Source organism: Brachybacterium sp. AOP29-B2-41 (assembly GCF_052378395.1).
In the GTDB taxonomy this organism is placed as follows: domain Bacteria; phylum Actinomycetota; class Actinomycetes; order Actinomycetales; family Dermabacteraceae; genus Brachybacterium.
The window spans coordinates 124,981-150,201 of the sequence record NZ_JBQSXR010000004.1 but is presented as its reverse complement, the minus strand read 5'-3'; the positions used below and the strand labels follow the sequence as shown (position 1 = coordinate 150,201).

Below are 25,221 nucleotides of genomic sequence, written 5' to 3'. Positions count from 1 at the left end.
TCGACGGCACGAGCTGAACTCGCTACTCTCCTTCGCAAGCGTACGCGTCCCTTCGCAAGTTCTTGCATCCCCGATCCGGCTATGACGCCGGGGGTCGGCCCCAGTGGTCGGCCCATCCCCAGGAGAGAACCCATGCAGCACTCCCCCATCGGCACAGCGGCCCCGCGCCCGCTGATCCGCCTCGCCGCAGCCCTCGCCCTTGCGCTCCTCCTCGCCGTCGCCGGCTCCCCGGCCACCTCCCCACCCGCACAGGGCTCGCCCCCCGTGCCCAGCGGCGGTGCCACCTCGGAGAACGGTCGTGGCGACGTCATCCTCAACCTCTTCCAGTGGACCTGGGACTCCGTGGCCGCGGAGTGCACGAGCACCATCGGCCCCGCGGGCTTCGGCTACGTCCAGGTCTCCCCGCCGCAGGAGACGATCCACGGCACGGCCTGGTGGACCTCCTACCAGCCCGTGAGCTACAAGATCGAGGGCAAGCTCGGCACCCGCGCCGAGTTCGCCGCCATGGTCGAGACCTGCAACGCCGCCGGCGTCGAGGTCATCGCCGACGCCGTCATCAACCACACCACCGGGACCGACGGCGGCTCCGGCACCGGCACCGCCGGAACCCCCTACGGCATCGACTACTTCCCCGGCATCTACGGCGCCGCCGACTTCAACGACTGCCGCACGAACATCAGCAACTACCAGGATCGGTTCCAGGTGCAGAACTGCCGCCTGGTGTCCCTGCAGGACCTCCGCACCGGCTCCGAGTACGTGCAGAACACCCTCGCCGGATATATGAACGACCTGCTCTCGCTCGGCGTCGCCGGCTTCCGCATCGACGCCGCGAAGCACATCCCCGCGAGCGACCTGGCGGCGATCAAGGCGAAGCTCAGCGACCCGAACGCCTACTGGGTGCAGGAGGTCATCGGCGCGGCCGGCGAGCCGATCCAGGAGTCCGAGTACACGGGCACCGGTGACGTGCACGAGTTCGACTACGCCCGCCAGCTGAAGTCCGACTTCGACGGCTCGATCGCGAACCTGCAGCACATCTCGAACGGCAAGCTCCCCTCCGCCCAGGCCGGGGTGTTCGTCGACAACCACGACACCGAGCGCAACGGCGAGACCATGAACGAGACCTGGGGTGCGAAGTACGCCCTGGCCAACACGTTCATGCTCGCCTACCCCTACGGGTCCCCCTCGGTGTACTCCGGCTACACCTTCACCGACAAGGATGCGGGCGCCCCCGGCGCCACCGCGACCTCCGTGCCCGACGCGAACTGCGACTCCGACGCGTGGACCTGCACCCAGCGCTGGACCGAGATCCAGGGCATGGTCGGCTTCCACAACACCGTCGCCGGCACCGCGCTGACGAACTGGTGGGACGACGGCGGCAACCAGATCGCCTTCGGCCGCGGCGACAAGGGATTCGTGGCCATCAACAACACCGGCTCCGCGACCACCCGCACCTACAGCAGCTCGCTGCCTGCGGGCACGTACTGCGACGTGGTCGCCGCGAGCGACTGCTCCGAGACGATCACCGTCGCGGCCGACGGCACCTTCTCGGCGACCCTCCCCGCCTACGGGGCGCTCGCCCTGCACGTGGAGAAGACCTCCGGCGGCACCACGCCGGATCCCGACCCGGGCACCGAGCCCGTCGCCGGGAAGGCCTCCGTGAGCGTGCACGCGAGCACGGTCTGGGGCCAGGAGGTGCGGATCGTCGGCTCGGTGCCTGAGCTGGGCGGCTGGCAGCCCGCCTCCGGCGTCGCCCTGGACCCCTCGGGCTACCCGAGCTGGACGGGCGGCGTGGACCTGCCGGCCGGCACGAGCTTCGAGTACAAGTACGTGAAGGTCGACGACTCGGGCGCCGCCGTCTGGGAGTCGGGCGCGAACCGCACGGCGACCGTCGGCGCCGACGGGACGCTCGCTCTCACGGACACCTGGAGGTAGGCTGCCGCCGCCGAGCCGCCGGGGCCGACGGGATCGCCCGTCGGCCCCGGTCGGCGCCCGCGCCGCTCAGTAGACGCGGAGGCTCGCGATCATCGCGTCCAGATCCGCGACCTGCTGCTCGTGGCCGAGCGCGGCGCCGCCCTCGAAGACCGCGGGGCCGTCCGGTGTGTCGACGACGATGACCACGTTCCGCCAGGCGTCCGTGGTGCGCATCAGTGCGAGCTCGGAGACCTGCAGGTCGCCCGAGACGATCCAGCCGGGATGGCCGTCGACCTCGATCGCCTCGTCGCGGTAGGCGGCGGCCTGCGCCGGCTCGCCGTACAGCTCCTTCGCCTCGTCGCGGGTGTTCGAGCACTGGAAGATCGCGCGGGCCGTCGCCTCCGCGCCGGGGTAGCCGCCCTCCTCCTCGGGCCACTCGACGGCGCCGACGGAGGCGACGGAGTACCAGCCCGCCTCGACCGGCTGATCGGCCGAGTGGACGTCGGTCATGTATATCGCGCTGCGGCCCCAGTTGGAGCCGGTGTTCCAGCCGGCCAGCACCGCGAACTCGAGGCCGCCGCCGCGCACGGACCCGTCGACCTGCTCGGTGGTCTGCCGGTTGCCGGGAGAGGTGCACTCCACGGTGGGCGCCTCGATGGTGGTCAGCGACGGGTCCTCGCTCGGCTCGGACTCCGTGGTGGGGACGACCTCCGACGGGGTCGCGTCCTCCGACGGGCCCGGCTCGGTGCTCGCGGGCTCGGAGGTCACCGTCGGGTCCTCGCGGTCGGGGGAGAGGACGGTCTGCGAGAGGATCAGCGCGCCGATCGCGAGGACGGCCACGAGGACCACGCCGCCACCGACGAGCAGCGCGATCAGCGGCCCCTTCCCGCGCCCGGAGCCGGGCTCGCGGGGGCCGGTCAGGCCGGGGTCGCCGCCGAACGGATCGCCGGGGCCGCCGGAGGATCCGCCGCTCCCGCCGGAGGATCCACCACTCGCGGACACGCCGCCGGAGAAGTCGGGCAGGCGCGGGGCGCCGCCCCCGCCGCTCCCGCCGCCGGAGAAATCGGGCAGCTGCGGTCCGTTGCCGTCGGTCATGGGTCCCCCTCGGATCCGTGCGCGCACCCGCCCCTGCTCCCCGGGTGCCGGGACCACCCTAGCGGCGCGCCGGGCCCGCCGTCCGATGGGGTATGAGACGAGGGTCACTGTCCAGTCCGTGGAATAAAGCAAGTCTGAAGTGGCGAAATAGCGGGAGGTGAGGCTAGCCTTAACTCGTCCCCGCCGGCGGGGAGCCCATCCCTTCCCTCACGACGACAGAGGTCCCTATGACTCCGCTGCCCTCGCTCAGCCGACGCACGCTCGGCGCCGCCTCCCTGGCCGGCGCCTTCGGCCTGTTCCTCACCGCCTGCGGCGGCTCCACCCAGGCCGCCGACGGCTCCGCCGCGAGCGGCGCGGGCGGCGCGCCGGCCGGGACGGTCGAGGTCGAGGACAACAACGGCGCCCAGACCGTGCAGACCCCGCCCGCCTCCGTGGTCGCGACCGACAACCGCACCTTCGAGACCCTCGAGGCCTGGGGTGTCACCCTGACCGCCGCGGCTCGCGCGCTCATGCCGACCACCATCGGCTACAAGGACGACGAGTCGATCATCGACCTCGGCAACCACCGCGAGCCCGACCTCGAGGCTGTCGTCGCCGCCGAGCCCACGCTGATCATCAACGGCCAGCGCTTCGCCGACTATCACGATGACTTCGTGAAGTTCGCGCCCGACGCGACCATCCTCGAGCTCGACCCGCGCGATGACCAGCCCTTCGCCGACGAGCTCAAGCGCCAGGTCGCCGTCCTCGGCGAGGTCTTCGGCAAGCAGACCGAGGCCGCACAGCTCGGCACCGACCTCGATGCGGCCATCGAGCGCGTCACTGCGGCATACAACGGCTCGGACACCGTCATGGCCGTGAACACCTCCGGCGGCGAGATCGGCTACATCGCCCCGGGCAAGGGCCGCACCCTGGGCTGGGCCTTCGACGCACTCACCCTGGTGCCCGCGCTCGAGGTCGAGGGTGCGAGCGACGACCACCAGGGCGATGACATCTCCGTCGAGGCGATCGCCTCCTCGAACCCGGACTGGATCCTGGTGATGGACCGCGACGCGGCCGTCTCCGCCGACGATCCGGAGTACAAGCCCGCCAACGAGCTGCTGAGCTCCTCCGAGGCGCTCGCAGGGGTCACGGCGGTGGCTGAGGGCAACATCGTCTACATGCCCGCGGACACGTACACCAACGAGTCCATCCAGACCTACACCGAGTTCTTCACGGCTCTGGCTGACGCGCTCGAGGCCAAGGCCTGAGCCACGTCCCCCAGCGCTGACCATCGTGCGGCGGGCAGGACCGACAAGGTCCCGCCCGCCGCACGGCGCGTGCTCCCGCATTTCTGCCCCTTCCAGGAGACCTGATGTCCACTCCCTCGCTCACCACCGCGTCGCCCCCGCAGCGGCGCCGCGGTCGTGAACGGCTGATCGACGGCAAGCTCCTGATCGGCATCGTGCTGGTCGCGCTGCTGCTCGTCGCCTCGCTCTTCACCGGCGTCTACGACGTCTTCGGCACCGAGAACGGCGCGGAGATGTTCGCCATCACCCGCATCCCCCGCACCGTCGCCCTGGTCCTGGCCGGCGCCGCGATGGCGATGTCCGGGCTGATCATGCAGCTGATGACGCAGAACCGCTTCGTGGAGCCCTCGACCACCGGCACCACCGAGTGGGCGGGGCTGGGACTGATCCTGGTGATGATCTTCGTGCCGGGGGCGGGCCTGCTGACCCGGATGACGGTCGCGATCATCTTCTCCTTCGTGGGGACGATGGTGTTCTTCCTGTTCCTGCGCAAGGTCACCCTGCGCAGCTCGCTCATCGTGCCGATCATCGGCATCATGCTCGGTGCCGTCGTCGGCTCCGTCTCCACCTTCGTGGCGCTCCAGTTCGATGCGCTGCAGAACCTCGGGGTCTGGTTCGCCGGGTCCTTCACCTCGGTGCTGCGGGGCAGCTACGAGGTGCTGTGGATCGTGCTGCTGGTCGGCGTCGCCGTGTTCATCGTGGCCGACCGCCTCACCGTCGCCGGGCTCGGCGAGGACATCGCCACCAACGTGGGCGTGAACTACCAGCGAGTGCTGCTGATGGGCACCGGGCTGGTCGCGATCGCCACCGGCGTGGTCACCGTGGTGGTGGGCAATCTGCCGTTCCTGGGCCTGATCGTGCCCAACGTGGTCTCCATGATCCGCGGCGACGACCTCCGCTCCAACCTGCCCTGGGTGTGCCTGCTGGGCATCGCGATCGTCACCGTCTGCGACCTGATCGGGCGCACCATCATCATGCCCTTCGAGGTGCCGGTCTCCTTGATCCTCGGGATCGTGGGCGCGGCCGTATTCATCTTCCTGCTGACGAGGCAGCGCCGACATGGCTGATCGCACCCCCACCCCGCACCGCGTTCTGTCGCACCACGGCGAGCGCCGGTTCAGCGCCGTCGAGGACGAGAGCACCAGCCCCGAGGTCAGTACGTCCCCGGCGGACCTCGTCGGCGACCTCGAGGTGATCGGCGCGCCTCGCCACGTACGCGGAGGGTCCGGCGCGTTCCGCGACGCGCGTTCCCGCCGCCGCTACCTGATCGTGCTCCTGTCCCTGGCGCTGCTCGCCGCCGCCTTCGGCTTCGGCCTGCTCGCCGTCGGCAATCCCATGCCCCCGGGCTCGCGGGGCTTCTGGCTGATCGCCGAGATGCGCACCACCAACCTGGTGGTGATGGCGGTGGTCGCGTTCTGCCAGTCGGTCGCCACGATCACCTTCCAGACCGTCACCAACAACCGCATCATCACCCCGTCGATCATGGGCTTCGAATCCCTCTACACCGTGATCCAGACGGCCGCCGTGTACACCCTCGGCGTGGCCGGGGTGGTCGCACTGCAGGGCACCGGGCAGTTCCTGCTCCAGGTCGCGCTGATGGTGGGACTGTCGGTGCTGCTGTACGGCTGGCTGTTGCGCGGCAAGTACGCGAACATCCAGGTGATGCTGCTGGTGGGCATCATCATCGGCGGTGGCATGGGGGCGGTCTCGACCTTCATGCAGCGCCTGCTGACCCCGAGCGAGTTCGACGTGCTCACCGCCCGGCTCTTCGGCTCCGTCACCAACGCGAGCTCCGAGTACCTGCCCTACGCCATCCCGATGATCGCCATCGCCGGGCTGCTGATCATGGCCAACGCGCGCCGGCTCAACGTCATCTCCCTCGGCCGCGACGTGTGCATCAACGTGGGCGTCGACCACGGCCGCCAGACCATCTACATGCTGGTGCTGGTCTCGATCCTGATGGCGGTCTCCACCGCCCTCGTCGGCCCCATGACCTTCTTCGGCTTCCTGGTCGCGACGCTCACCTACCAGCTCGCCGGAACCCATGACCATCGCCTGCTGTTCCCGATCGGTGCGCTCACCGGCTTCGTGGTCCTCGCCGGCGCCTACTTCGTGATGAACCACGTGTTCTACGCGCAGGGCGTGGTCTCCATCATCATCGAACTCGTCGGAGGCTCCGTGTTCCTCCTCGTCATCATGCGGAAGGGGCGCCTGTGATCACCATCGACGCCGTGCAGAAGCGCTACAGCTCGGGCACCGAGACCGTCACCATCGGCCCGGTCACCACACAGATCCCCTCCGGCGGTGTCACCGCCCTGGTGGGGCCGAACGGGGCGGGCAAGTCCACGATGCTCACCATGGTGGGACGCCTGCTGGACATCGACGAGGGCGCGATCGAGGTGGCCGGGTACGACATCTCCTCGACCGCCTCGAAGGACCTCGCCAAGATCCTCTCGGTGCTGCGCCAGGAGAACCACTTCATCACCCGGCTCACCGTGCGGCAGCTGGTGGGCTTCGGTCGGTTCCCCTACTCCAAGGGCCGGCTGACGAAGCTGGACGAGCACAAGATCTCCGAGGCGATCGACTTCCTGAACCTCGACGACCTCGAGGACCGCTATCTCGACCAGCTCTCCGGCGGGCAGCGCCAGCGCGCCTACGTCGCGATGGTCCTCGCCCAGGACACCGAGTACGTGCTCCTGGACGAGCCGCTGAACAACCTCGACATGCGCCACAGCGTGCAGATGATGGCCCGGCTGCGCGACGCCGCCCGCGAGCTGGGGCGCACCATCGTGGTGGTCCTGCACGACATCAACTTCGCCGCCCACTACGCCGACCACATCATCGCCATGAAGAACGGCGGCGTGGTCGAGGCCGGCCCGGTCGACGAGATCATGAGCGGCGACGTCCTCACCCGCGTGTTCGACACCCCGGTGCAGGTCATCGACGGGCCGACGGGGCCGCTCGCGGTCTACTACTGAGCCGGAGCCGCCGGTTCGCGGTGGCGTTCAGACCATCTCGTTGTGCAGGATGTCCTCCTGCCGGTCTTCTTCGTGGCAGGTGACGGCGAAGACCCGCAGCGTCGAGTCCGTGGAGTGCCCGCCCGCCCACAGCTTCTGGCCTTCGTTCAGGCTGCTCGTGGGCGTGTCGGGCAGCAGCAGGCGGAAGTCACGGCACTGGTCGAATCCGTACACCGAGTCCCGGTACTCGATCGTGATCCCGTCGGCGTCCTCCGTGCCGCTCGCCGGCGAGGTGCGCGTGAACTCTGCCAGCTCCAGCGCATAGGTGGTCTCGTCGATCTGTTCACCGACCTCGAAACGGCCCTCGAACTCGGCCACGAACCGGACGCCCGCGCCCATCTCGGAGTCATGGTAGGTCCCGGTGAAGGTGCCGTCGGCGCCCATCTCGTAGCTCGTCCCCCAGGCGCCCGCACCGGAGGAGAACACGAAGGTCTTCCCCTCGAGCTCGGCGAGCATCTCGGCGCCGTCATCGCTGAAGTCCGGCTCGGGGATCTCCGGCTCGTAGGTCTCCGGGTCCAGATCCTCCGGGTAGGAGTACTCCCACAGGATCGTCTCCGCGACGGTCTCGGTGGAGAAGGTCTCGTCGACCACAGTGACCTCGAGCGGCACACCCGCGGTCTCGAGCGCCGTGAGCACGCCGGGGAACACCGCCAGCTCGCGCTCGAGGTCGAGCCCGACCGTGAAGGAGCCCTCGAGGCCGAGGTAGCGCCGACCCTTCGTGGTCAGTGTGAGGTCGTCGTCGGCGGCCTTCCCGGCTGTGGCGTCCGGATCGGCGAGGGAGAAGGAGCTGCCGTCCGATGCCGAGAACTCGCCCTCGGCCGTCGCCTCCGCCGTGGGAGTCGCGGAATACCCGAGCGAGATCGTCTTGTACAGGGTCAGGGTCGGCTCCACGGCGAGGGACGCGGTGGCCGTCGCGCTCGCCGTCCCGGACATCGTCGTGGCCAGACCGGTGTCCAGCGCGGACAGCGGCGTGATCCCGGTGCTGCGCTGCAGGGTGAGGCCACCCTCCACGGATCCGGAGAACGTGCTGGTCAGGTCGAACTCACCGGTCGCGTTGAGTGAGATGCGGGGGGTGAGGGTGACGTCCCCGTCGAGGGTGACGGGGACCGGTCCGAGGAAGAACGTGGTCCGGGCGAGCGGGAGGTGCGCGTCGAACTCGTCGTCGACCGTGGAGATGTCGCCTTTCGCGCTGCCGCTGAGCCCGACGGACATCTCCGCCGAGCCCAGGAGGGAGGTGCTCATCGTCCAGTCGCTCTCGAACAGGGAGCCGGCCGTGGTCAGCACCCCGCCGATCTGCTCCGTGGCGTCGTCCTCGAGGACCTGGATCGTGTTCAGGAAGTGGACCGCGTCGAGACCCACGGCGATCGCGCCCTCGGGCTTGTACTCGGCGCTGTACGCGATTCGCACCCCCAGCTTCGCCTCGCACGTCACGGAGAGGTCGAGCTCCGCCGAACCGCTCAGCGACCACAGTCCGTCCGACGAGGTGCCCTTGCCCTCCTCGGCAGCCAGCGGGATCGATTCGAGCTCCTCGTCGCAGCTGTGCGCGAGCAGGCCGTAGGTCTCGTCGGTCGCGATCTCCCGCGGCTCCCCGGCCGAACCGTCCATGCGCGGGAAGGTCGGCCGGGCGGGCGCGATGCCCGGGAACGCCGGGTCGACGGGGCCGGCGCCCGTCACACCGGCGGGGACCGTCGCCCCGGCACCGACACCGCCTATCCCGCCGACGGGGCCGACGGGGACGGCACCGGGGGCCGGGGTGGTGAGGGGCTGCTCAGCACCGTCGGTGCCTCGCTGCACGATCTCGTCCGAGTCCCCACGGTCGAGGACCTCGTCGAACTCACCCTGCAGGATCACGTTGCCCAAGGTGGCGGGCCCGAGGATCGTGAGCCAGCGGCCCTGCTCGTAGCGGAGCGCGAGCACCTGCCCGAGCGTGCCGCCGGGGAGACCGTCGGAGGCACCTGCGACGATCACGTCGCCGATCCCGTAGCCGGGTGCCTCCGCGGAGGAGAGGACCGCCGCGCTCTCCTGCGTCATCCCGGCCGTGGCCTCGGGGGTGAGGATCTGCGCCTGCGGGGAGAGGACCAGGGCGTCGTCCGACGGGACGGTCACGGTGCCGTCCCAGGTCGCGGTCGCCGTGGCGCCGCCGACGTCGGTCGCGGTGACCGTGATCTCCAACGGACCGCTCTGCGCGGGGATGATGTCCTGGTGCCAGGTGCCGCCGTTCCCATCGAGGCGGAGCGGCGCGCTCGGCGTGACCTCCTCGCCGTTCACCGCCACGGCGATCGAGGCGATCCGGTGGGGTGCACGGAACGTCCCCTCGATGCGGACGATCCCGTGCTCGGCATCGATCGCGCCGCCGGGGAAGGAGTCCATCGTCACGGTGACGTCCTCGCCGCGGTCGACCTCCTGCGGCTGCACGATCGCGACGGGCAGGAACTCCGCCTGCGCGTCCACGTCGGCGGTGAGCTGAGGGTCCTCCGCGGAGACGATCACCAGCTCGCCGGCGCGCTCGGCATCCGCGGTCACGGCCGTGCCGCGGTGGCGGGCGTTGTCGTCATAGGTGCTGGTGATGGTGCCGGCGCTGCCGGATCCCGGGGAGAGCAGGCCGATCACGGCGGTGGCGTGCACAGCACCGAGATCCGCCTGCGCAGGAGTGCCGCCGGTGAACTCGAGCTGCTGCGGAGCCTGCGAGGACACTCCCATCACGGCACCGGCCGTCGTGGAGTCGACCTCGGCACCGGGAGGAGCCGTGGCGTCGGCGGCGGTCACATAGCCGATCACATCGATCTCGAGGTCCCCGGGGCTCGCGGCGGAGAGGCTGACGGCATCGTCGACGGTGCTGAGCACCGTGGTGGTGGTCGAGCTGCCCTGAGGGAAGTGCAGCACCTGATCGGAGAGCGTCACGGCCGTCGGCGCCGCGAAGGTGGCGGTGATCCGGGCCAGGGCATGGGGCGTGCCCTGGGGCACGGCGAAGCCGCCCACGTAGACGTCCTGCGCAGCGGTGAGGTCATCCGTGCCGATCCCGGCCTCCGTGCTCACGACCTGCACGGCCGCGGGCAGCAGCCGCAGCGATCCGGCCGTCTCGGCGCCGCCGTCGAAGAGCGCCAGGACCTCGAGGTGCACCGCGACGGGGGAGGAGGACTCCACGGTGATGACACCGTCCCTCACCGCGACGAAGGACGTGGCGGAGAGCGGACCGGTCCCGCCCGCAGCGGTGAGCACGGCGGAGCCCCGCTCCGAGAGCACGACGTCCTCGGCGGGGTCGATGGTGATGCGGGCGAGGGCGGTGCGGTCCACGCCCGCCTCGGCGACCCGCACCTCGGTGGTGCCGGCGGCGAGCTCCTGCTCGATGCCGGAGGACTCGATGCCGGACGAGCCGGTGCCGGGCGAGCCGGTGCCGGAGGAGCCGTCGGAATCGGAGGGATCGGCCCCGGAGATCTCAGTGGCGCCCATGTCCGCGGCGGCGTCCGACTGACGCAGCCACGGCACCCCCACGACGACCGCGCCGATCACCAGTGCGAGGGCCGCGACCGCCGCCGTGATGATCAGAGCCGTGCGCCGCGGCCTGCCCCTGCCCTGGCCTGCTTCGACCCCGTCCACGACGCTTCCCCCTCATATCGACTCCGAACTCGGCTCACTGTAGCCGAGGCGCAGGCCACGTCAGGATCCGGCGGCGAGCGACGCGGGAGCTGGGCCGGTCACGTGCGAGCCCGCGCCCCGCGCCGCGCGCCGGCCGGGCCCCCGCCGCGCGCCGGCCGGGCCCCCGCCGCGCCGCGTCCCGCTGGGTCCCTGCGCCGGGGAGCCGGGGGCCGGGACGATCCCGGGAGGTGGCGGATAGGCGCACGCTCTTCCTATATACGAAGAGCGTGCGCTCATCCGCCAGCTACTGTTCGGTCACCTAGGGGGAGGCCGCAGCGGGCGTGGTCACTTCGGGGAAGGCCAGCGCGGGGGAGGCGCCCAGGCACCCCCGTCCCGCCGGGCCTCAGGCGGTCTTGGTGGCCGGGTCCGCGCCGCCGCGGCCGTCCTCGCGGTCGAGCGCGTCGATCGCGGCGACCTCGTCGGCGCTGAGGTCCACCTGCGCCGCGGCGAGGTTCTCCACGATGCGGGACGGCGTGACCGACTTCGGGATGGTCACGAAGCCGTGCGCGAGATGCCAGGCCAGCACCGCCTGTGCGGGTGTCACGCCGTGCGCGGCGGCGATCGAGGTGATCGTCTCGTTCTCGAGCAGATCGGACTTGCCCTGGCCGAGCGGCCCCCAGCCCTGGGTGAGGATGCCGTGCTCGGCGTGCAGCGCGCGCAGGTCTCGCTGCTGGAAGTAGGGGTGCAGCTCGATCTGGTGGATCGCGGGGACCACGCCGGTCGCCTCGATGATCTCCTCGAGCTGCGGGCGAGGATGGTTGGAGACGCCGATCGAGCGCACCAGGCCGCGCTCCTTCAGCGCGATCAGCGCCTTCCACGCCTCGACGTACCGGCCCTGCGCGGGCACGGCCCAGTGCACCAGGTAGAGGTCGAGGTAGTCGAGGCCGAGCCGCTCGAGCGAGGCCTCGCAGGCCGCGATCGCGTCGTCGTAGGCGTGGGAGTCGTTCCACAGCTTGGTGGTGATGAACAGGTCCTCACGGGCGATCCCGGACTCGGCGACGGCGCGGCCCACGCCCTCCTCGTTGTCGTACGCCCGGGCGGTGTCGATGTGGCGGTACCCGGCGGTCAGGGCCTGCGCGGTGACGTCGGCCGCGATGTCCGGATCGACCTTGAACACGCCGTAGCCGAGCTGGGGGATCGAGTGGCCGTCGTGGAACGGCAGCGAGGCGATGGTCATGGGTTCCTCCTGGGAAGTCGCGGACCGCTCAACCTTACGATGGGCCCATGAGCTCGTGGAGCACAGCGACCGCCCCGTGGACGCCGACGCGGACCGGTGCGCCCCGATGACCCCGGCGCGCGCCTCGCGCCTGATCCCGCTGGACCGTCCGGTCCCGCGGGAGCCCCCCGTCTACGACCATCCGCGAGGGCACACCCCGGCCGGTCCCCGGTTCGAGCTGTACGCGCTGCTGGACAACCTGTTCATCGCCGCGGGCGTGGTGGTGTCCCTGTGGCTGGCGCTGCTGTACCTGGTCGAGGGCGTCTCCCTGACCCCAGTGCGGCTGCTGTACCTGCTGGGGTTCTGGGTGCTGCTGACCTACATCACGCTGCCGCGCCTGCATCAGCTGATGACGTGGATCTACCTGCCGGACTACTTCTTCGGCCGCACCCGCACCACCGAGGGGGTGCTCTCGGACCCGATCAATCTGGCCTTCGACGGCTCCGAGCGGGACCTGCACGTGGCGATGCGCCGGGCAGGCTGGGTGCTCGCCGAGGAGCGGACCCTCTCCTCGGCCTGGTCGATGGTGCGCTCGACGCTGCTGCGCCGCTCCTATCCGGCCGCGCCCGTCTCGGACCTGTACCTGATGGGCCGGCGTCACGACTTCACGTATCAGCAGGAGGTGGGCGGCACCACCACCAAGCGCCATCACGTGCGCTTCTGGCGGATGCCGAAGGACTTCGTGCTGCCGGGCGGGTACCGCGCGGACTGGCTCGCCGCAGGCACCTACGACCGTGCCGTGGGCTTCTCCTTCTTCACCCTGCAGATCACTCACCGCATCGACGAGAACATCGACGTCGAGCGCGACTACGTCGTCGACACGGTGCGCTTCGCGGATCCGCAGATCGAGGTGGAGGTGATCGAGGAGTTCTCCGCCGCCTATCACCACCGCAACGGGCAGGGGGACCGGATCCGCACCGACGGCGACCTGCCGGTGCTCGACGTGGGGGGCGCGGCCGCGCGCTCCGACGGGGCGAGCGCCATGATGCTGGCCCGCCACCGGCCCACCGGCACCTCGGTGATGAAGTCCCGTGCCCGCGCCGCGACCCAGTCGGCTCTGGCCGCGGCCCGCCTGGGGGCACCGGCGGGCAGGCGCACCGACGTCGCCGACGAGCTGACCGCCCAGTGGCAGGAGACGGTCGACGACTTCCACGAGGTCATCGCCCGCGCCTCCGATCACCATCTGCCGCCGCCCACCGTGGTCTTCACGGGCCTGCTGGTGCTGCTGCAGGCGGTGCTGGTGGGGGTGCAGTGGGTGTCGATGCTCACCGGCACGGATCTGCCGGCCCTGTTCCGGGATCTGGCGCTGGTGCTGCCGGCCGCGGAGGAGATCGCTCTCGCCACCGCGTTCGCGGCCGGCCTGCTGGTGCTCCAGATCGGGGTGCTGCGCCGCAGCCGCTGGGCACGCATCGCGCTGATGGCGCTGTTCACCGCCGATGCCTTCGCGCGTCTGGCCGTGGCCACGTCGATGAGCGGCGAGGTCTCCCATGCGCTGCTGGTGGGGGCGGGAGCCTCCGCCCTGGGCGTGATGGCGATCAGCTCCGACGCCTCGCGCCAGTGGGTGCAGACCCTGCGCCTGGACTCCCACAGCTCCGAGGCCGATGAGGCCGACGAGGAGACCGACGAGCGGACGTCGGAGACGCTGGTCGGTGCCGGCGATCCCCCGACTGTGAGCACGGTCACCCAGGAGTAGAGTGCGTGCACCGTCGTGCGGGGTTCCCCCGTCCGGGCCATCCGTCGGCCCCGGGCGTCCCCGCCGCCGGCTCCGCACTCTCCCCTGGAGGACCCCATGAGCGAGTCGAGCCCGACCGCCCCCGAACCGGCCGCCGACGCCGGCGGCCCGAGCACCGACCAGCCGGAGCTGAAGAAGGCGATCACGCCCAAGCTGCTGCTGCTGTTCATCGTCGGCGACATCCTCGGCACCGGCGTGTACGCACTGACCGGCAAGGTCGCGGGCGAGGTCGGCGGCGCCGGCTGGCTGCCGATCATCATCGCCTTCGCCGTCGCGATGGTCTCGGCGCTGTCCTACGTCGAGATGGTCACCAAGTACCCGCAGGCGGCCGGGGCGGCGCTGTACGTGCACAAGGCCTTCGGCATCCACTTCGTCACCTTCATGGTGACCTTCGCGGTGCTCTCCTCGGGCATCACCTCGGCGTCGACCAGCTCCATCTTCCTGGCAGAGAACGTGCTGAAGGCCTTCCAGCTGGAGGAGAGCCTGGGCGATGCCTCCTTCGGGACGGCCACGATCATCGCGCTGGTGTTCCTGGCCCTGGTCGCCTGCATCAACATGTACGGCGTCTCGGAGTCGGTGAAGGCCAACGTGGTGCTCACCCTCATCGAGCTGACCGGCCTGATGCTCGTGGTGCTGGTGGGATTCTTCGCGATCGGCCAGGGCAAGGCGGACTTCTCCCGCGTGATCCTGTTCGAGACGGCGGGGGACAAGAGCCTGTTCATGGCGATCATCGGCGCGACGGCGCTCGCGTTCTTCTCGATGGTGGGCTTCGAGGACTCGGTGAACATGGCCGAAGAGACCGTCGATCCGGTGAAGAACTTCCCGAAGGCCCTGATCGGCGGCCTCTCCATCACCGGGCTGGTCTACGTGCTGATCTCCGTGATCGCCGTGGCCGTGGTCCCGATCGGTCAGCTCACCGAGGCGAGCACCCCGCTGCTGACGGTGGTCGAGGTGGGTGCCCCCGGCATCCCGATCGACACGATCTTCGCATTCATCTCGATCTTCGCGGTCGCCAACACCGTGCTGATCAACATGATGATGGCCTCGCGCCTGCTCTACGGCATGTCGAAGCAGGGCGTGCTGCCCGGCTTCCTCAAGGGCGTCCTGCGCGGCCGCCGCACTCCCTGGGCCGGCATCATCTTCTCCACCGTGCTCGCCTTCGCCCTGGTGCTCTCGGTGCGCTATGTGCTCGCCGAGGAGACGATCGCAGCTCTCGGCGGCACCACCGCGCTGCTGCTGCTGACGGTCTTCGGGATGGTCAACATCTCCGTGCTGGTGCTGCGCAAGGACAAGGTCGGAGTGCCTCATTTCCGCACCCCCACGGTGCTCCCGATCGTCGGCGCGATCACCTCCTTCGCTCTGGTGACCCCGCTCGCGCAGCCCCTGCAGAACTACGTCATCGCAGGTGGTCTGCTCGCGATCGGGTTGCTGCTGTACATCGTCACCTGGTTCTACAACAGCGCAGTCAGGGCCCGCCGCACCCGCTTCCACCAGCCCGATGACATCGGGAAACCCTGACCCGGTCGGCCTGCCCGCCCGGCTCTCACACCCGCCCGCCCGGCTCTCACACCCGCCCGCCCGGCTCTCACACCCGCCCGCCCGGCTCTCACACCCGCCCGCCCGGCTCTCACACCCGCCCGCCCGACCCTGTTTCCCCCGAGGGAGAATCCATGACCACCATCCTGCTGGCCTACGTTCCCAGTGCCACCAGCGAGGCCGCGCTCGCCTATGCCGTTCAGGAGGCGAAGCGACGCGACGCCTCGCTGCTGGTGCTCGCCTCCGAGCGGGCCCCGGACCCCCGCAAGGCCCGTGGCGTCACGGATCAGCGCCCGCTCGACGAGCGCCTGGCGGAGACCGGCCTGGAGTACGAGCTGCGCACCGTCCCCAAGCGTGACGATCCGGCCGATGACATCCTCGACGCGATCGAGCACGACAGCGTGATCCTGGTGGTGCTCGGGATCCGCCGGCGCACCCCGATCGGGAAGATCCTGCTGGGCTCCACCTCCCAGCGGGTCGCGATCGAATCCCCGGTGCCCGTGGTGCTGGTCAAACCCGAGGGGTTCGTCGCACCGTCCCGCTTCTGAGGGGCTCCCGGCGCGCCGCCGACGTGCTTCTGACGCGCTTCTGACGCACTCGTGACGCACTGCCGGGCCAGCACCGGCGTCGTCTGCTGTGAGCCCAGAGTTCACTCTGGCGTCGTGGACTCGTGAACCGTCCCTCACTTTGCTGTCGCATCGTCGACCCTGCTCGCCGCCCGCTGGCGGTGAGCGAACGATCGACAGCAAAGGACCTCCTGATGGCTCTCATCGACCTCCCGCTGCTCATGAAGGATCATGTCCGGGGCAAACGCTCGCCGGTGACCTGTGCGCTGAAGTGCGGCAACCAGTGCGCACTCGGCCCGTGCAACCACAGCGACAACCCGAGCTTCCGCGACATCGTCTCCTCCGCGATCTCGCGTCGCGCGATGCTCGGCGGGACCACCGCCGCGATCGCCATCGGCGTCGCCGGCACCCAGGGAGCCCTCGCCGCTCCGCAGGGCGCCGCCCCCGCACTCGGCACTGCCCCTGCGCTGGCCCCGGGCGGAACCCCGCTGGACTTCACCGCGATCGAGTCCGTCGCCTCCGATGTCGACGAGTTCACGGTTCCCGAGGGCTTCGAGTGGCACCCCGTCATCCGCTGGGGAGATCCGCTGTTCTCCGACGCGCCCGCCTTCGACTGGGATGCCCAGAGCGCTGAGGCGCAGAAGCGTCAGTTCGGCTACAACAACGACTACACCGAGATCCAGGAGATCCCGGGCTCGGACGGCCTGCGCGCGGTGATGTTCGTGAACCACGAGTACACGAACGAGAACATCATGTTCCCCGCAGGCACCTCCGAGGAGGACATGATCGAGATCGGCATGGCAGCCCACGGGCTGACCGTGGTCGAGCTCGAACGGGAGAGCCGCAAGGCGCCCTACACCTACGTCATCGACGGGGAGCTGAACCGCCGCCTCACCTTCGACGACGACTTCGAGATGACCGGCGCCGCCGCCGGCTCCGAGCTGCTGGTCACCCAGGACGACCCCACCGGCACCCTGGTCAAGGGCACGCTCAACAACTGCGCCGGCGGCCTGACCCCGTGGGGCACTCTGCTCACCGGCGAGGAGAACTTCCACCAGTACTTCGTCACCCCCGGCAGCGAGACCGATCAGCGCTACGGCATCGGCACCGAGGCCACCCAGCGCAAGTGGGAGACCCGCCACCCCCGCTTCGACACCCGCATCGAGGGCTACGAGAACGAGGCGAACCGCTACGGCTGGATCGTCGAGGTCGACCCCTGGGACCCCACCTCCACACCGAAGAAGCACTCGGCCCTGGGCCGCTTCAAGCACGAGGGCGCGAACGTCCGCATCGCCGAGGACGGCCGCGCGGTCGCCTACTCCGGCGACGACGAGGTCTTCGACTATCTGTACAAGTTCGTCTCCCGCGACACCTACGTCGAGGGCGACCGCGCACACAACATGACCCTGCTGTCCGAGGGCGACCTCTACGTCGCCGCCTTCACCGCCACCTCGCCGGAGGAGATCGACGGCTCCGGCGATCTCCCCGCCGACGGCGCCTTCGACGGCGGCGGCAGCTGGATCCCGCTGGTCCAGGACGGCGAGTCGCAGGTCGAGGACATGAGCGTCGAGGAGGTGCTGGTCTTCACCCGTCTCGCGGCGGACAAGGTCGGCGCCACCAAGATGGACCGCCCGGAGGATGTCGAGCCCTCGCCGACCACCGGCCTGGTCTACGTCGCCCTGACCAAGAACTCCGACCGCGGCGGCGAGGGCGAGGCCCCGGCCGACGAGATGAACCCGCGCTCGAACAACCGAGACGGCCATGTCATCGAGATGGACGAGCTGGGCGATCCCACCAGCACCGAGTTCGGCTGGAAGATCCTGCTGCTGTGCGGCGATCCCGAGCAGATCGACACCACCTACTTCTCGGGCTTCCCCCGGGACCAGGTCTCACCGATCTCCTGCCCGGACAACCTCGCCTTCGACTCGGTGGGGAACCTGTGGATCTCCACCGACGGCCAGCCCGGCAGCATCGGCAAGAACGACGGCCTGTTCCGCGTCACCCTCGAGGGGGAGTCCCGGGGCCGGGTCGAGCAGTTCCTCGCCGTCCCCCGCGACGCCGAGACCTGCGGTCCCGTGATCCGCGACCAGGATCGCACCGCCTTCGTGGCGGTGCAGCACCCGGGGGAGAACGGCGAGTACGGCGCCCACACCTCGTTCTTCCCCGACTTCGACGGCACCGGCCCGAAGCCCGCCGTCGTCCAGGTGCTGCCGACGGTCCAGGAGCCCGAGCATCCCTTCACCGACATGGGTCCCGGCGATGAGCACTACGAGTCGGTGCTGTGGGCCTTCGAGAACGGCATCGCCAAGGGCTGGACGGAGGCGGACGGCACCGCCACCTTCCGCCCGCTGCAGCCGGTCAACCGTGACGCGATGGCCGCCTTCCTCTACCGCCTGGCGGGATCGCCCGAGGTGGACCTCCCCCGCAGCGAGCCCTTCACGGACGTCAGGAAGGGCCAGGCCCACTACACGGAGATCATCTGGGCCTTCCAGCAGGGCATCACGACCGGCTGGTCCGATCGCACGTTCCGCCCCACGCAGCCCATCGCGCGTGACGCCATGGCCGCGTTCGTGTACCGCTACGCCGGCTCGCCCGATGTGCCCCGGCCCACCGAGCGTCCCTTCAAGGACGTCCCGGAGAGCAGCCAGTACGCGGCCGAGATCGCCTGGCTGCAGGAGGAGGGCATCACCAAGGGCTGGTGGGACGGCACCTATCGCCCGCTGTCCCCGATGAACCGCGACGCCACCGCGGCCTTCCTGCACCGTCTCGAGGAGGAGCAGGGCATCGCGTTCATGAGCCAGGCCGACTGATCACCCCGGGCGGCGGGCGGGACATGTCGCCACCGGAGATCTGGCTCTGGTGAACGTGGTGAGCAGCAACGAAGCGCGCCGGACGGATCGGAGCCGCGGTGACGTTCACCACGCGAAGCCCGCGCCGATGACCATGAGGCGGGCCGCTGAGGCTTATTTCTCTCGCGCGTGCGCGCGATCGCCCGGCGGCGGACGGGGAGCGGGACCGAGTTGGGGAGGTCAGGAGAACTCGCTAGGATCCCCAGCATGACCCGCCACGATGCCTCCGACCGCTTCGGGCCGGGGTGCTGACGGTGTCGGTGCTGTGGACCCTGCTGATCCTAGTCGCGACTGTCGCGCTCACCCCGGTCCTGGACCGGGCCTTCGGCCGGTCCGCCTGCTGGATCCTCGCCGGGCTCTACCTCGTGGCCGCGGCGGCACTGGTCCCCGCGGCCGCCGCTGTGCTCAGCGGGACCTCCGATGACTCGCTGACCACCTTCTCGGTCCCCTGGGCCGGGCAATGGGGCATCGACTTCGCCCTCAAGGCAGACGGCATCGGCATCGTCTTCGCGATGATCGCCCTGGTCATCGGCGCCGTGGTGCTCGCGTACTCGGCCCGCTACCTCGACCCCGGCCGCCAGCTCAGCTTCTCCCTGGTGATGGCCGTGTTCACGCTGTCGATGGTGGGGCTGGTCCTCGCCGACGATCTCGTGCTGCTGTTCGTGACCTGGGAACTGACCTCGATCGCGTCCTTCCTCCTGATCGCCCGCTCCGGCCGCGGGGGCCAGGCCGCCTCGATGCGCACCCTGCTGATCACCTTCCTCGGCGGCCTCGCGCTGCTGACCGCGGTCTCGCTGATGGTCCTGCGCCTGGGCACCTCCTCGGTGAGCGAGGTGCTCGCCGCCGACGTCTGGTCGACGGACCCGGCGTTCACCACCCTCGTCGCCGTGCTGGTCGCGATCGCGGCGTGCACGAAGTCGGCCCAGTTCCCCTTCCATGTGTGGCTGCCCGACGCCATGGCTGCGGCGACCCCGGTCTCCGCCTACCTCCACGCCGCCGCCGTCGTGAAGGCGGGCATCTTCCTGCTGCTGCGCTTCAGCCCGGCGTTCCATGACGTGATCGCGTGGAACGTCCTGCTGATCACCGCCGGTCTCGTCACCGCCTTCGTCGGCGGATTCCTGGCCCTGCAGCAGCCCGACCTCAAGAAGCTCATGGCCTATTCGACGGTCAGCCAGCTGGGCCTGATCGTCACCCTGATCGGTGTGGGCACGGACGCCGCGATCCTCGCGGCGGTGCTCCACACCATCGCGCACGCCCTGTTCAAGTCCGGGCTGTTCATGATGGTCGGGGTGATCGACCACGCCGTCCACACCCGGGAGCTGCGCCGGATGCCGGCCCTGGCCCGCGCGATGCCCGGTTCCTTCGTGATCACCCTGCTGGGCTGCATGTCCATGGCCGGACTGCCCCCGATGCTCGGCTTCGCCTCCAAGGAGTCGCTGCTGACCGGAGCCCTCTCCACCCAGGGCCCCGCCTGGACGGGCTGGGTGGTCGCCCTCGGCATCGCCGGTGCGAGCGTCCTGACCTTCGCCTACTGCGCGAAGATCGTGCTGGGCGCGTTCATCGACGGCCGCGACGAGACGGCGCTGGCGCGGGACGACGCCGCCGCGGCGGCCGCCGCTCGGGACGATGCCGGTTCTGCACAGGCAGACACCGAGCCTGCAGGCACCGCGCCGAGCGGCACCGACCCGGCGGGCGCGATCATCCGGCCGGCCGACGCGCACCGACCCGGCGCGCTGCTGCTGTGGCCGGCCGCGCTGCCGATCCTCGCGGGCCTGCCCCTCGCGTTCTTCGTCGGCGTGCTGGACACCCCGGTGGGCCGGGCGATGGAGGCGGCCCTCGGCGGCGAGCACCACCCCCACCTCGCGCTGTGGCACGGCCTCACCCCGGAGCTGGGCATCACCCTGGCCGTGATCGCGGCCGGCACCCTGCTCGCCCTGGGCCGTCGGCGCCTGCTGCCTGCGCTCGAGGCGCGTCCCTTCCCGATCGACGGCGCCCGCATCCTGACCGCGGTGGACACCCTGGCCGAACGCGTCGCGCGGGTGCTGGTGCGGCCAATCGCCTCGGACGATCCGATGCGCCACCTGGGCGCGATCCTGGTCGCCTTCGCGGCCGTCGTCCTCGGCGCCCTGGCGGTCCTGGGCGACGGGCTCGCCCCGTTGACCGAGGGCATGAACCAGCCCCTCGACGTCGTCCTGCTGGTGCTGATGACCGCAGCCGTCATCACGCTGTGCACGCGCCACGACCGGCTCGGCGCCGCCGTCACGCTCTCCGCGATCGGAATCCTCGCCACCGTGCAGATCCTGGTGCTGGGCGCCCCGGACGTCGCCCTGACCCAGCTGCTGGTCGAGTCGCTGACGATCATCATCATCATGCTCGTCCTGCAGCGCCTGCCGCGGAACTTCCTCGCCACCTCGCGTCCCCGCCGGCGCGGTGCACTGGCCGTCGCCGTGCTGGTGGGCCTCGCGAGCGGTGCCGGGATGTTCCTGTTCATGGGCCGGCGCGGTCGCAGCGACGTCGCGGAGTACTACATCGCGAACGCCGAGGAGATCACGGGCGGGCACAACATCGTCAACGTGATCCTGGTGGAGTTCCGTGCCCTGGACACCCTCGGCGAGCTGTCCGTGCTGGGGATGGCCGGCGTCGCGATCGTCGCGGTGATCTCCAGCGTGCGCCACCGGTTCATCGACCCCTCGGAGAGCGCCGACGCCGAAGCGGCCGACGAGGTCGAGCACGGTCCGGCCCTGCGAGAGGAGGGCACCTCCGCGCATCGCGCGATCCGCTCCGCCTGGGGCAACGCCGCAGCCCTGCAGCTCATGGTGCGAGTGACCGCTCCGATCCTCGCGCTCATCTCGGCCGTGCTGTTCCTGCGCGGTCACAACGCCCCGGGAGGCGGCTTCATCGCCGCCCTGGTCGGCTCCGCGATCGTGGCCCTGCTGTACCTGTCCACCTCGAGGGACCGTCAGATCGGCCCGCCCCGCCTGCCGCTGATCCTCATCGGCGGAGGCGTCGTCACAGCGCTCGGCGCCGGCTTCATGGGGTACGTCGAGGGCGGCTTCCTCGAGCCGCTGCACGGCTACGTGCTGGGGGTGCACCTGACCACCTCGATGATCTTCGACGTCGGCGTCTACCTGGCCGTGCTGGGACTGGTGATGATCGCGGTGAACCTGCTGGGAGCGAGCGCGACGGGCGGCACGCCGCCCGCCGAGGGCACCCGCGAGCGCACCGATGAGGCGGTGGAGGGCGAGCTCCCCGGACCGCTCGAGACCACCCGTGGGGAGCCCGCTCCCCGTCGCCGCCGGGTCGGGGTGGCCACCGCGCACCTCAACACCGGCACCGAGCCGAAGGAGGTCGGCCGCCGATGATCCTCAGCCTCACCGTGGCCGTCCTCGTGACCGGCGGTGTCTACCTGCTGCTCCAGCGCAACATGGTGCGCGCCGTCTTCGGCATCACCCTGCTCAGCCATGCGGCGAACTTCGTGCTGCTGGCCTCCGGGGTCCCCGGATGGCGCGCCGAGCCGCTCACCGACATCTCATCCCGCGCCGACATGGCAGATCCGCTGCCCCAGGCCTTCGTCCTGACGGCCATCGTCATCACCATGGCGGTCACCATCTTCATGCTGACCCTGGCTGTGATCGGACGCGATGACGACATGGCCCAGCACCCGTCGACCGGGGAGTCCCGAGACCAATGATCCCTGCCGTCGACCCCGCCCTGCTGCCGCTGTTCGTGGTGGTCCCCCTGCTGGGGGCCGCGATCCTGGTGGTCCTCCGGCGCCCTGTGATCGAACGCGTGCTGCTGCTCGCGGTCCCCGTGCTGCTCGGCGCCGCAGCGGTGTGGCTCCTGCTGTTCCACCAGCGCGTGCCGGTGATCTCCCACGCCGTCGGCGGATTCTCCGACGTGCTGGCGATCCCCTTCGTGTCCGATTCGGCCAGTGCCGTGATGCTGCTGGTCACGGCAGTCTCCACGCTCGCCGCGAGCGCGTTCCTGCTGATGACGGGCGAGTCTCGCTACCGCTTCGTGCCCCCGCTGGTGCTGCTGCTGACCGCCGGGGTCAACGGCGCGCTGCTCACCGGCGACCTGTTCAACCTGTTCGTGTGGGTCGAGGTCATGCTGATGCCCTCCTACGCGCTCATCGCCGTGACCGGCACCTGGCGCCGACTCGGCATCGGACGGCTGTTCGTCCTGGTCAACCTGCTCACCTCGACCGTGCTGCTGATCGGCGTGGGCTTCGTGTACGGGACCGCGGGCACCGTGAACCTCGCCGAGCTGGCCGGGGCCGGCAGCGAGGACCCGATGACCGCGGCCGCACTCGCCGTGGTGCTGCTGGCCCTTGCGGTCAAGGGCGGCATGGTCCCCGTGCACTCCTGGCTGCCGCGCGCCTACCCGGCGACCTCGGGCGGGATCATGGCTCTGTTCTCCGCGCTGCACACCAAGGTGGCGCTGTACGCGATGTACCGCATCGTCTCGGTGACGTTCTCCGAGGGCATGCCGTTCCTCGCGGTGCTCGCCGTCCTGGTGATCACGACCATCCTCGTCGGCGCGTTCTCCACCGCCGCCTCGTCCCGCCTGCGCACCGCGATGGGCCATCAGATGGTGGCCGGAGTCGGCCACATCCTGCTGGGCCTGGTGCTGTTCACCCAGCTCTCGCTCACCGCGGGGCTGCTCTACCTGGTCCACCACGTGCTGACGATGTCGGCGCTGCTGCTGACCACCGGGGCGATCGAGCACACCTACGGATCCGGCCGTCTCGAGCATCTCTCGGGACTCGCCCGGCGCGACCCCTGGGTGATCGCGATCCTCGCCCTGGGCCTGTTCAGCCTCGTGGGGCTGCCGCCCACGTCGGGCCTGTGGGGCAAGATCGGCCTGCTCGGGGCCTCCGCCGAGCAGGCATCGACCGGGGACGTCGTCCTCGGCTGGGCCGCGATCCTCGCGGTGCTGGCAGCCTCCGTGGGATCCCTGCTGGGACTGCAGCGCCTGTGGCGCCGTATCGCCTGGGGAGATGACATGACCACCTACCGGCCCGACGATGCGCAGACCGGACGCGGCGCCGAGGTGCCGCTGCCGGCCGAGGTGCGGGTGCCGTGGCGGCTCGCGCTGCCGGGCGCGGTGATGATGGCGCTGTCGCTCGCGATGTTCGTCGGCATCGGACTGCTGCTGACCGTCTTCGACACGGCCGCGATCGGTCTGCTCGACGTCGACGCCTACGTGGAAGCGGTGAAGAGCTGATGATGCGCCTGTGGTACGCGGCGAGCTACGTGCTCTGGATCCTCGTCGAGATCGTCAAGGGCTCGTTCGGCGTCGCCCGCGGCGTCTACAGCCCGGCCACCCGCAGCTCGCCCGCGATCGTGGAGTACTCGCTGCGCTGCACCACCGACGTCGAGATTGTCGCCATGGCCTCCTCGATCACGATCACTCCCGGCACGCTCGTGGTCGGCACAGCCCACGGCACCCTGGAGGAGGGGCCCAGCCTGTTCGTGCACGCGCTCTTCGCCGAGTCGCGCGAGCAGATCCTCGCCGACCTCAGCGAGATGGAGGACCGGCTGCTGCGCGCCACCCGCGGCCGGGGCGGGGCGGATGCGACCCTGCAGCCGCTGCGCGGCGGCACCGCTGACGAGCGCTATGCCGACGGTCGGATGGCACGCCACGTCCATGAGGGCGACGGGCGCGATGCGCGCAGGACACCGGGGCCATCGCGCTCCACCGATCGGGAGGAGAAGCGATGAGCGTGGTTCTATGGCTGACCGTCGTCCTGCTGGCGGCGACGATCCTGGTGGGCCTGTTCCGGGTCGCCACCGCGCCCGATCCCGCCAGCCGCGCGGTGGTCGGTGACCTCGTCTTCTTCTCCGCCATCGGCGTGATCGTCCTGGTGGGCCTGTTCAAGGAGTCCGCGGCCGCAGTGGACGCAGCGCTCATCGCCTCGGTGCTGGGGATCCTGGCCACCGTGGCGCTCGCGCGGATCCTCACCAGGGGGCGTCGATGATGGCCGTGCTCGATATCGCGATGACAGTGCTGATCGCCGTGCTACTGCTCGGGGGCGGGTTCTGGATGCTCACCTCGGCACTGTCGATGTTCCAGGCACGGGACTCGCTGTCCCGGATCAACGTGCTCTCCCCGGCGACGGGCCTGGGCCTGCCGATGATCGTGGTCGGTGCATTCCTGCAGCACACCCGCACCGACGGATTCGCAGCAGACATGCTGGTCAAGACGATCATCACCGTCATCGCCCTGATCATCGTCTCCTCGGTCGCCTCGAACGTGCTCTCACGCGCCGCGTATCTGTCGGGGTCCCCGGTCGATCCGCGCACCGCTCCGCAGGATCTCGAACGGGCTCCGGGCGAGGGAGAGCAGACGCCCCACAACGACGACCGCTGAGCCCG

Annotated in this window: 18 protein-coding genes; 15 read left to right on the top strand and 3 right to left on the bottom strand. The window is 70.3% G+C overall.

Features of this window, described 5'->3' with window-relative positions:
* Positions 1 to 132: 132 nt before the first annotated feature.
* Positions 133 to 1,932 carry a carbohydrate-binding module family 20 domain-containing protein gene (locus ACT3T9_RS05675; RefSeq protein WP_444606122.1) on the top strand — a complete coding sequence of 600 codons (1,800 nt, stop codon included), beginning with the start codon at positions 133 to 135 and terminating at the stop codon, positions 1,930 to 1,932.
* A 66-nt stretch (positions 1,933 to 1,998) separates the two neighbouring features.
* On the opposite strand, the gene ACT3T9_RS05670 is transcribed toward ACT3T9_RS05675, so the two are convergent.
* Positions 1,999 to 3,006 (bottom strand): hypothetical protein, encoded by a 1,008-nt coding sequence (locus ACT3T9_RS05670; protein WP_444606121.1) that lies wholly within the window; start codon positions 3,004 to 3,006, stop codon positions 1,999 to 2,001.
* Between the two features lie 227 nt (positions 3,007 to 3,233).
* Here ACT3T9_RS05670 and ACT3T9_RS05665 point away from each other — a divergent pair, with 227 nt between their 5' ends.
* The 4 genes from ACT3T9_RS05665 (at position 3,234) to ACT3T9_RS05650 (ending at position 7,270) form a co-directional block, all read left to right on the top strand.
* A complete protein-coding gene (locus tag ACT3T9_RS05665) occupies positions 3,234 to 4,253 on the top strand; it encodes a siderophore ABC transporter substrate-binding protein (protein ID WP_444598823.1) in 1,020 nt (339 codons plus the stop codon).
* 104 nt (positions 4,254 to 4,357) lie between these two features.
* Complete coding sequence (locus ACT3T9_RS05660) at positions 4,358 to 5,359, top strand: ABC transporter permease (RefSeq protein ID WP_444606120.1); 1,002 nt, start codon at positions 4,358 to 4,360, stop codon at positions 5,357 to 5,359.
* Positions 5,352 to 6,509: an iron chelate uptake ABC transporter family permease subunit gene (locus tag ACT3T9_RS05655; protein WP_444606119.1), complete on the top strand. Its 1,158-nt coding sequence runs from the start codon at positions 5,352 to 5,354 to the stop codon at positions 6,507 to 6,509. Before ACT3T9_RS05660 ends, ACT3T9_RS05655 begins: the two co-directional genes overlap by 8 nt.
* Positions 6,506 to 7,270: an iron ABC transporter ATP-binding protein gene (locus ACT3T9_RS05650; RefSeq protein WP_444606118.1), complete on the top strand. Its 765-nt coding sequence runs from the start codon at positions 6,506 to 6,508 to the stop codon at positions 7,268 to 7,270. Before ACT3T9_RS05655 ends, ACT3T9_RS05650 begins: the two co-directional genes overlap by 4 nt.
* 27 nt (positions 7,271 to 7,297) lie before the next feature.
* On the opposite strand, the gene ACT3T9_RS05645 is transcribed toward ACT3T9_RS05650, so the two are convergent.
* Together ACT3T9_RS05645 and ACT3T9_RS05640 are read right to left on the bottom strand one after the other, a co-directional pair.
* Positions 7,298 to 10,906: a hypothetical protein gene (locus ACT3T9_RS05645; protein ID WP_444598819.1), complete on the bottom strand. Its 3,609-nt coding sequence runs from the start codon at positions 10,904 to 10,906 to the stop codon at positions 7,298 to 7,300.
* 382 nt (positions 10,907 to 11,288) lie between these two features.
* The gene (locus tag ACT3T9_RS05640) at positions 11,289 to 12,122 is read right to left on the bottom strand and encodes an aldo/keto reductase (protein WP_441445367.1); all 834 of its coding nucleotides are present in this window, start codon (positions 12,120 to 12,122) and stop codon (positions 11,289 to 11,291) included.
* A 55-nt stretch (positions 12,123 to 12,177) separates the two neighbouring features.
* Here ACT3T9_RS05640 and ACT3T9_RS05635 point away from each other — a divergent pair, with 55 nt between their 5' ends.
* From ACT3T9_RS05635 to ACT3T9_RS05590, 10 genes are all read left to right on the top strand, one after another.
* On the top strand, positions 12,178 to 13,854 hold the full coding sequence (locus ACT3T9_RS05635; RefSeq protein ID WP_444606117.1) for an LssY C-terminal domain-containing protein: 1,677 nt from the start codon (positions 12,178 to 12,180) through the stop codon (positions 13,852 to 13,854).
* Positions 13,855 to 13,950: 96 nt separating this feature from the next.
* Positions 13,951 to 15,411: an APC family permease gene (locus ACT3T9_RS05630; RefSeq protein WP_442331899.1), complete on the top strand. Its 1,461-nt coding sequence runs from the start codon at positions 13,951 to 13,953 to the stop codon at positions 15,409 to 15,411.
* Between the two features lie 152 nt (positions 15,412 to 15,563).
* Positions 15,564 to 15,977: a universal stress protein gene (locus ACT3T9_RS05625; protein WP_441445370.1), complete on the top strand. Its 414-nt coding sequence runs from the start codon at positions 15,564 to 15,566 to the stop codon at positions 15,975 to 15,977.
* 212 nt (positions 15,978 to 16,189) lie between these two features.
* On the top strand, positions 16,190 to 18,805 hold the full coding sequence (locus ACT3T9_RS05620) for an alkaline phosphatase PhoX (protein ID WP_442331900.1): 2,616 nt from the start codon (positions 16,190 to 16,192) through the stop codon (positions 18,803 to 18,805).
* Between the two features lie 284 nt (positions 18,806 to 19,089).
* Positions 19,090 to 22,206, top strand: coding sequence for a DUF4040 family protein (locus tag ACT3T9_RS05615; protein ID WP_441445372.1), 3,117 nt, complete (start codon positions 19,090 to 19,092; stop codon positions 22,204 to 22,206).
* The gene (locus ACT3T9_RS05610) at positions 22,203 to 22,535 is read left to right on the top strand and encodes a sodium:proton antiporter (protein WP_441445373.1); all 333 of its coding nucleotides are present in this window, start codon (positions 22,203 to 22,205) and stop codon (positions 22,533 to 22,535) included. The genes ACT3T9_RS05615 and ACT3T9_RS05610 overlap by 4 nt, the downstream gene beginning before the upstream one ends.
* Positions 22,532 to 24,070 (top strand): monovalent cation/H+ antiporter subunit D family protein, encoded by a 1,539-nt coding sequence (locus ACT3T9_RS05605; protein WP_441445374.1) that lies wholly within the window; start codon positions 22,532 to 22,534, stop codon positions 24,068 to 24,070. Before ACT3T9_RS05610 ends, ACT3T9_RS05605 begins: the two co-directional genes overlap by 4 nt.
* Positions 24,070 to 24,567, top strand: coding sequence for a Na+/H+ antiporter subunit E (locus ACT3T9_RS05600; protein ID WP_441445375.1), 498 nt, complete (start codon positions 24,070 to 24,072; stop codon positions 24,565 to 24,567). The genes ACT3T9_RS05605 and ACT3T9_RS05600 overlap by 1 nt, the downstream gene beginning before the upstream one ends.
* Positions 24,564 to 24,824, top strand: a complete 261-nt coding sequence (locus ACT3T9_RS05595; RefSeq protein ID WP_441445376.1) for a monovalent cation/H+ antiporter complex subunit F — start codon at positions 24,564 to 24,566, stop codon at positions 24,822 to 24,824. Before ACT3T9_RS05600 ends, ACT3T9_RS05595 begins: the two co-directional genes overlap by 4 nt.
* Positions 24,821 to 25,216 carry a cation:proton antiporter gene (locus tag ACT3T9_RS05590; RefSeq protein WP_441445377.1) on the top strand — a complete coding sequence of 132 codons (396 nt, stop codon included), beginning with the start codon at positions 24,821 to 24,823 and terminating at the stop codon, positions 25,214 to 25,216. Before ACT3T9_RS05595 ends, ACT3T9_RS05590 begins: the two co-directional genes overlap by 4 nt.
* Positions 25,217 to 25,221 lie beyond the last annotated feature (5 nt).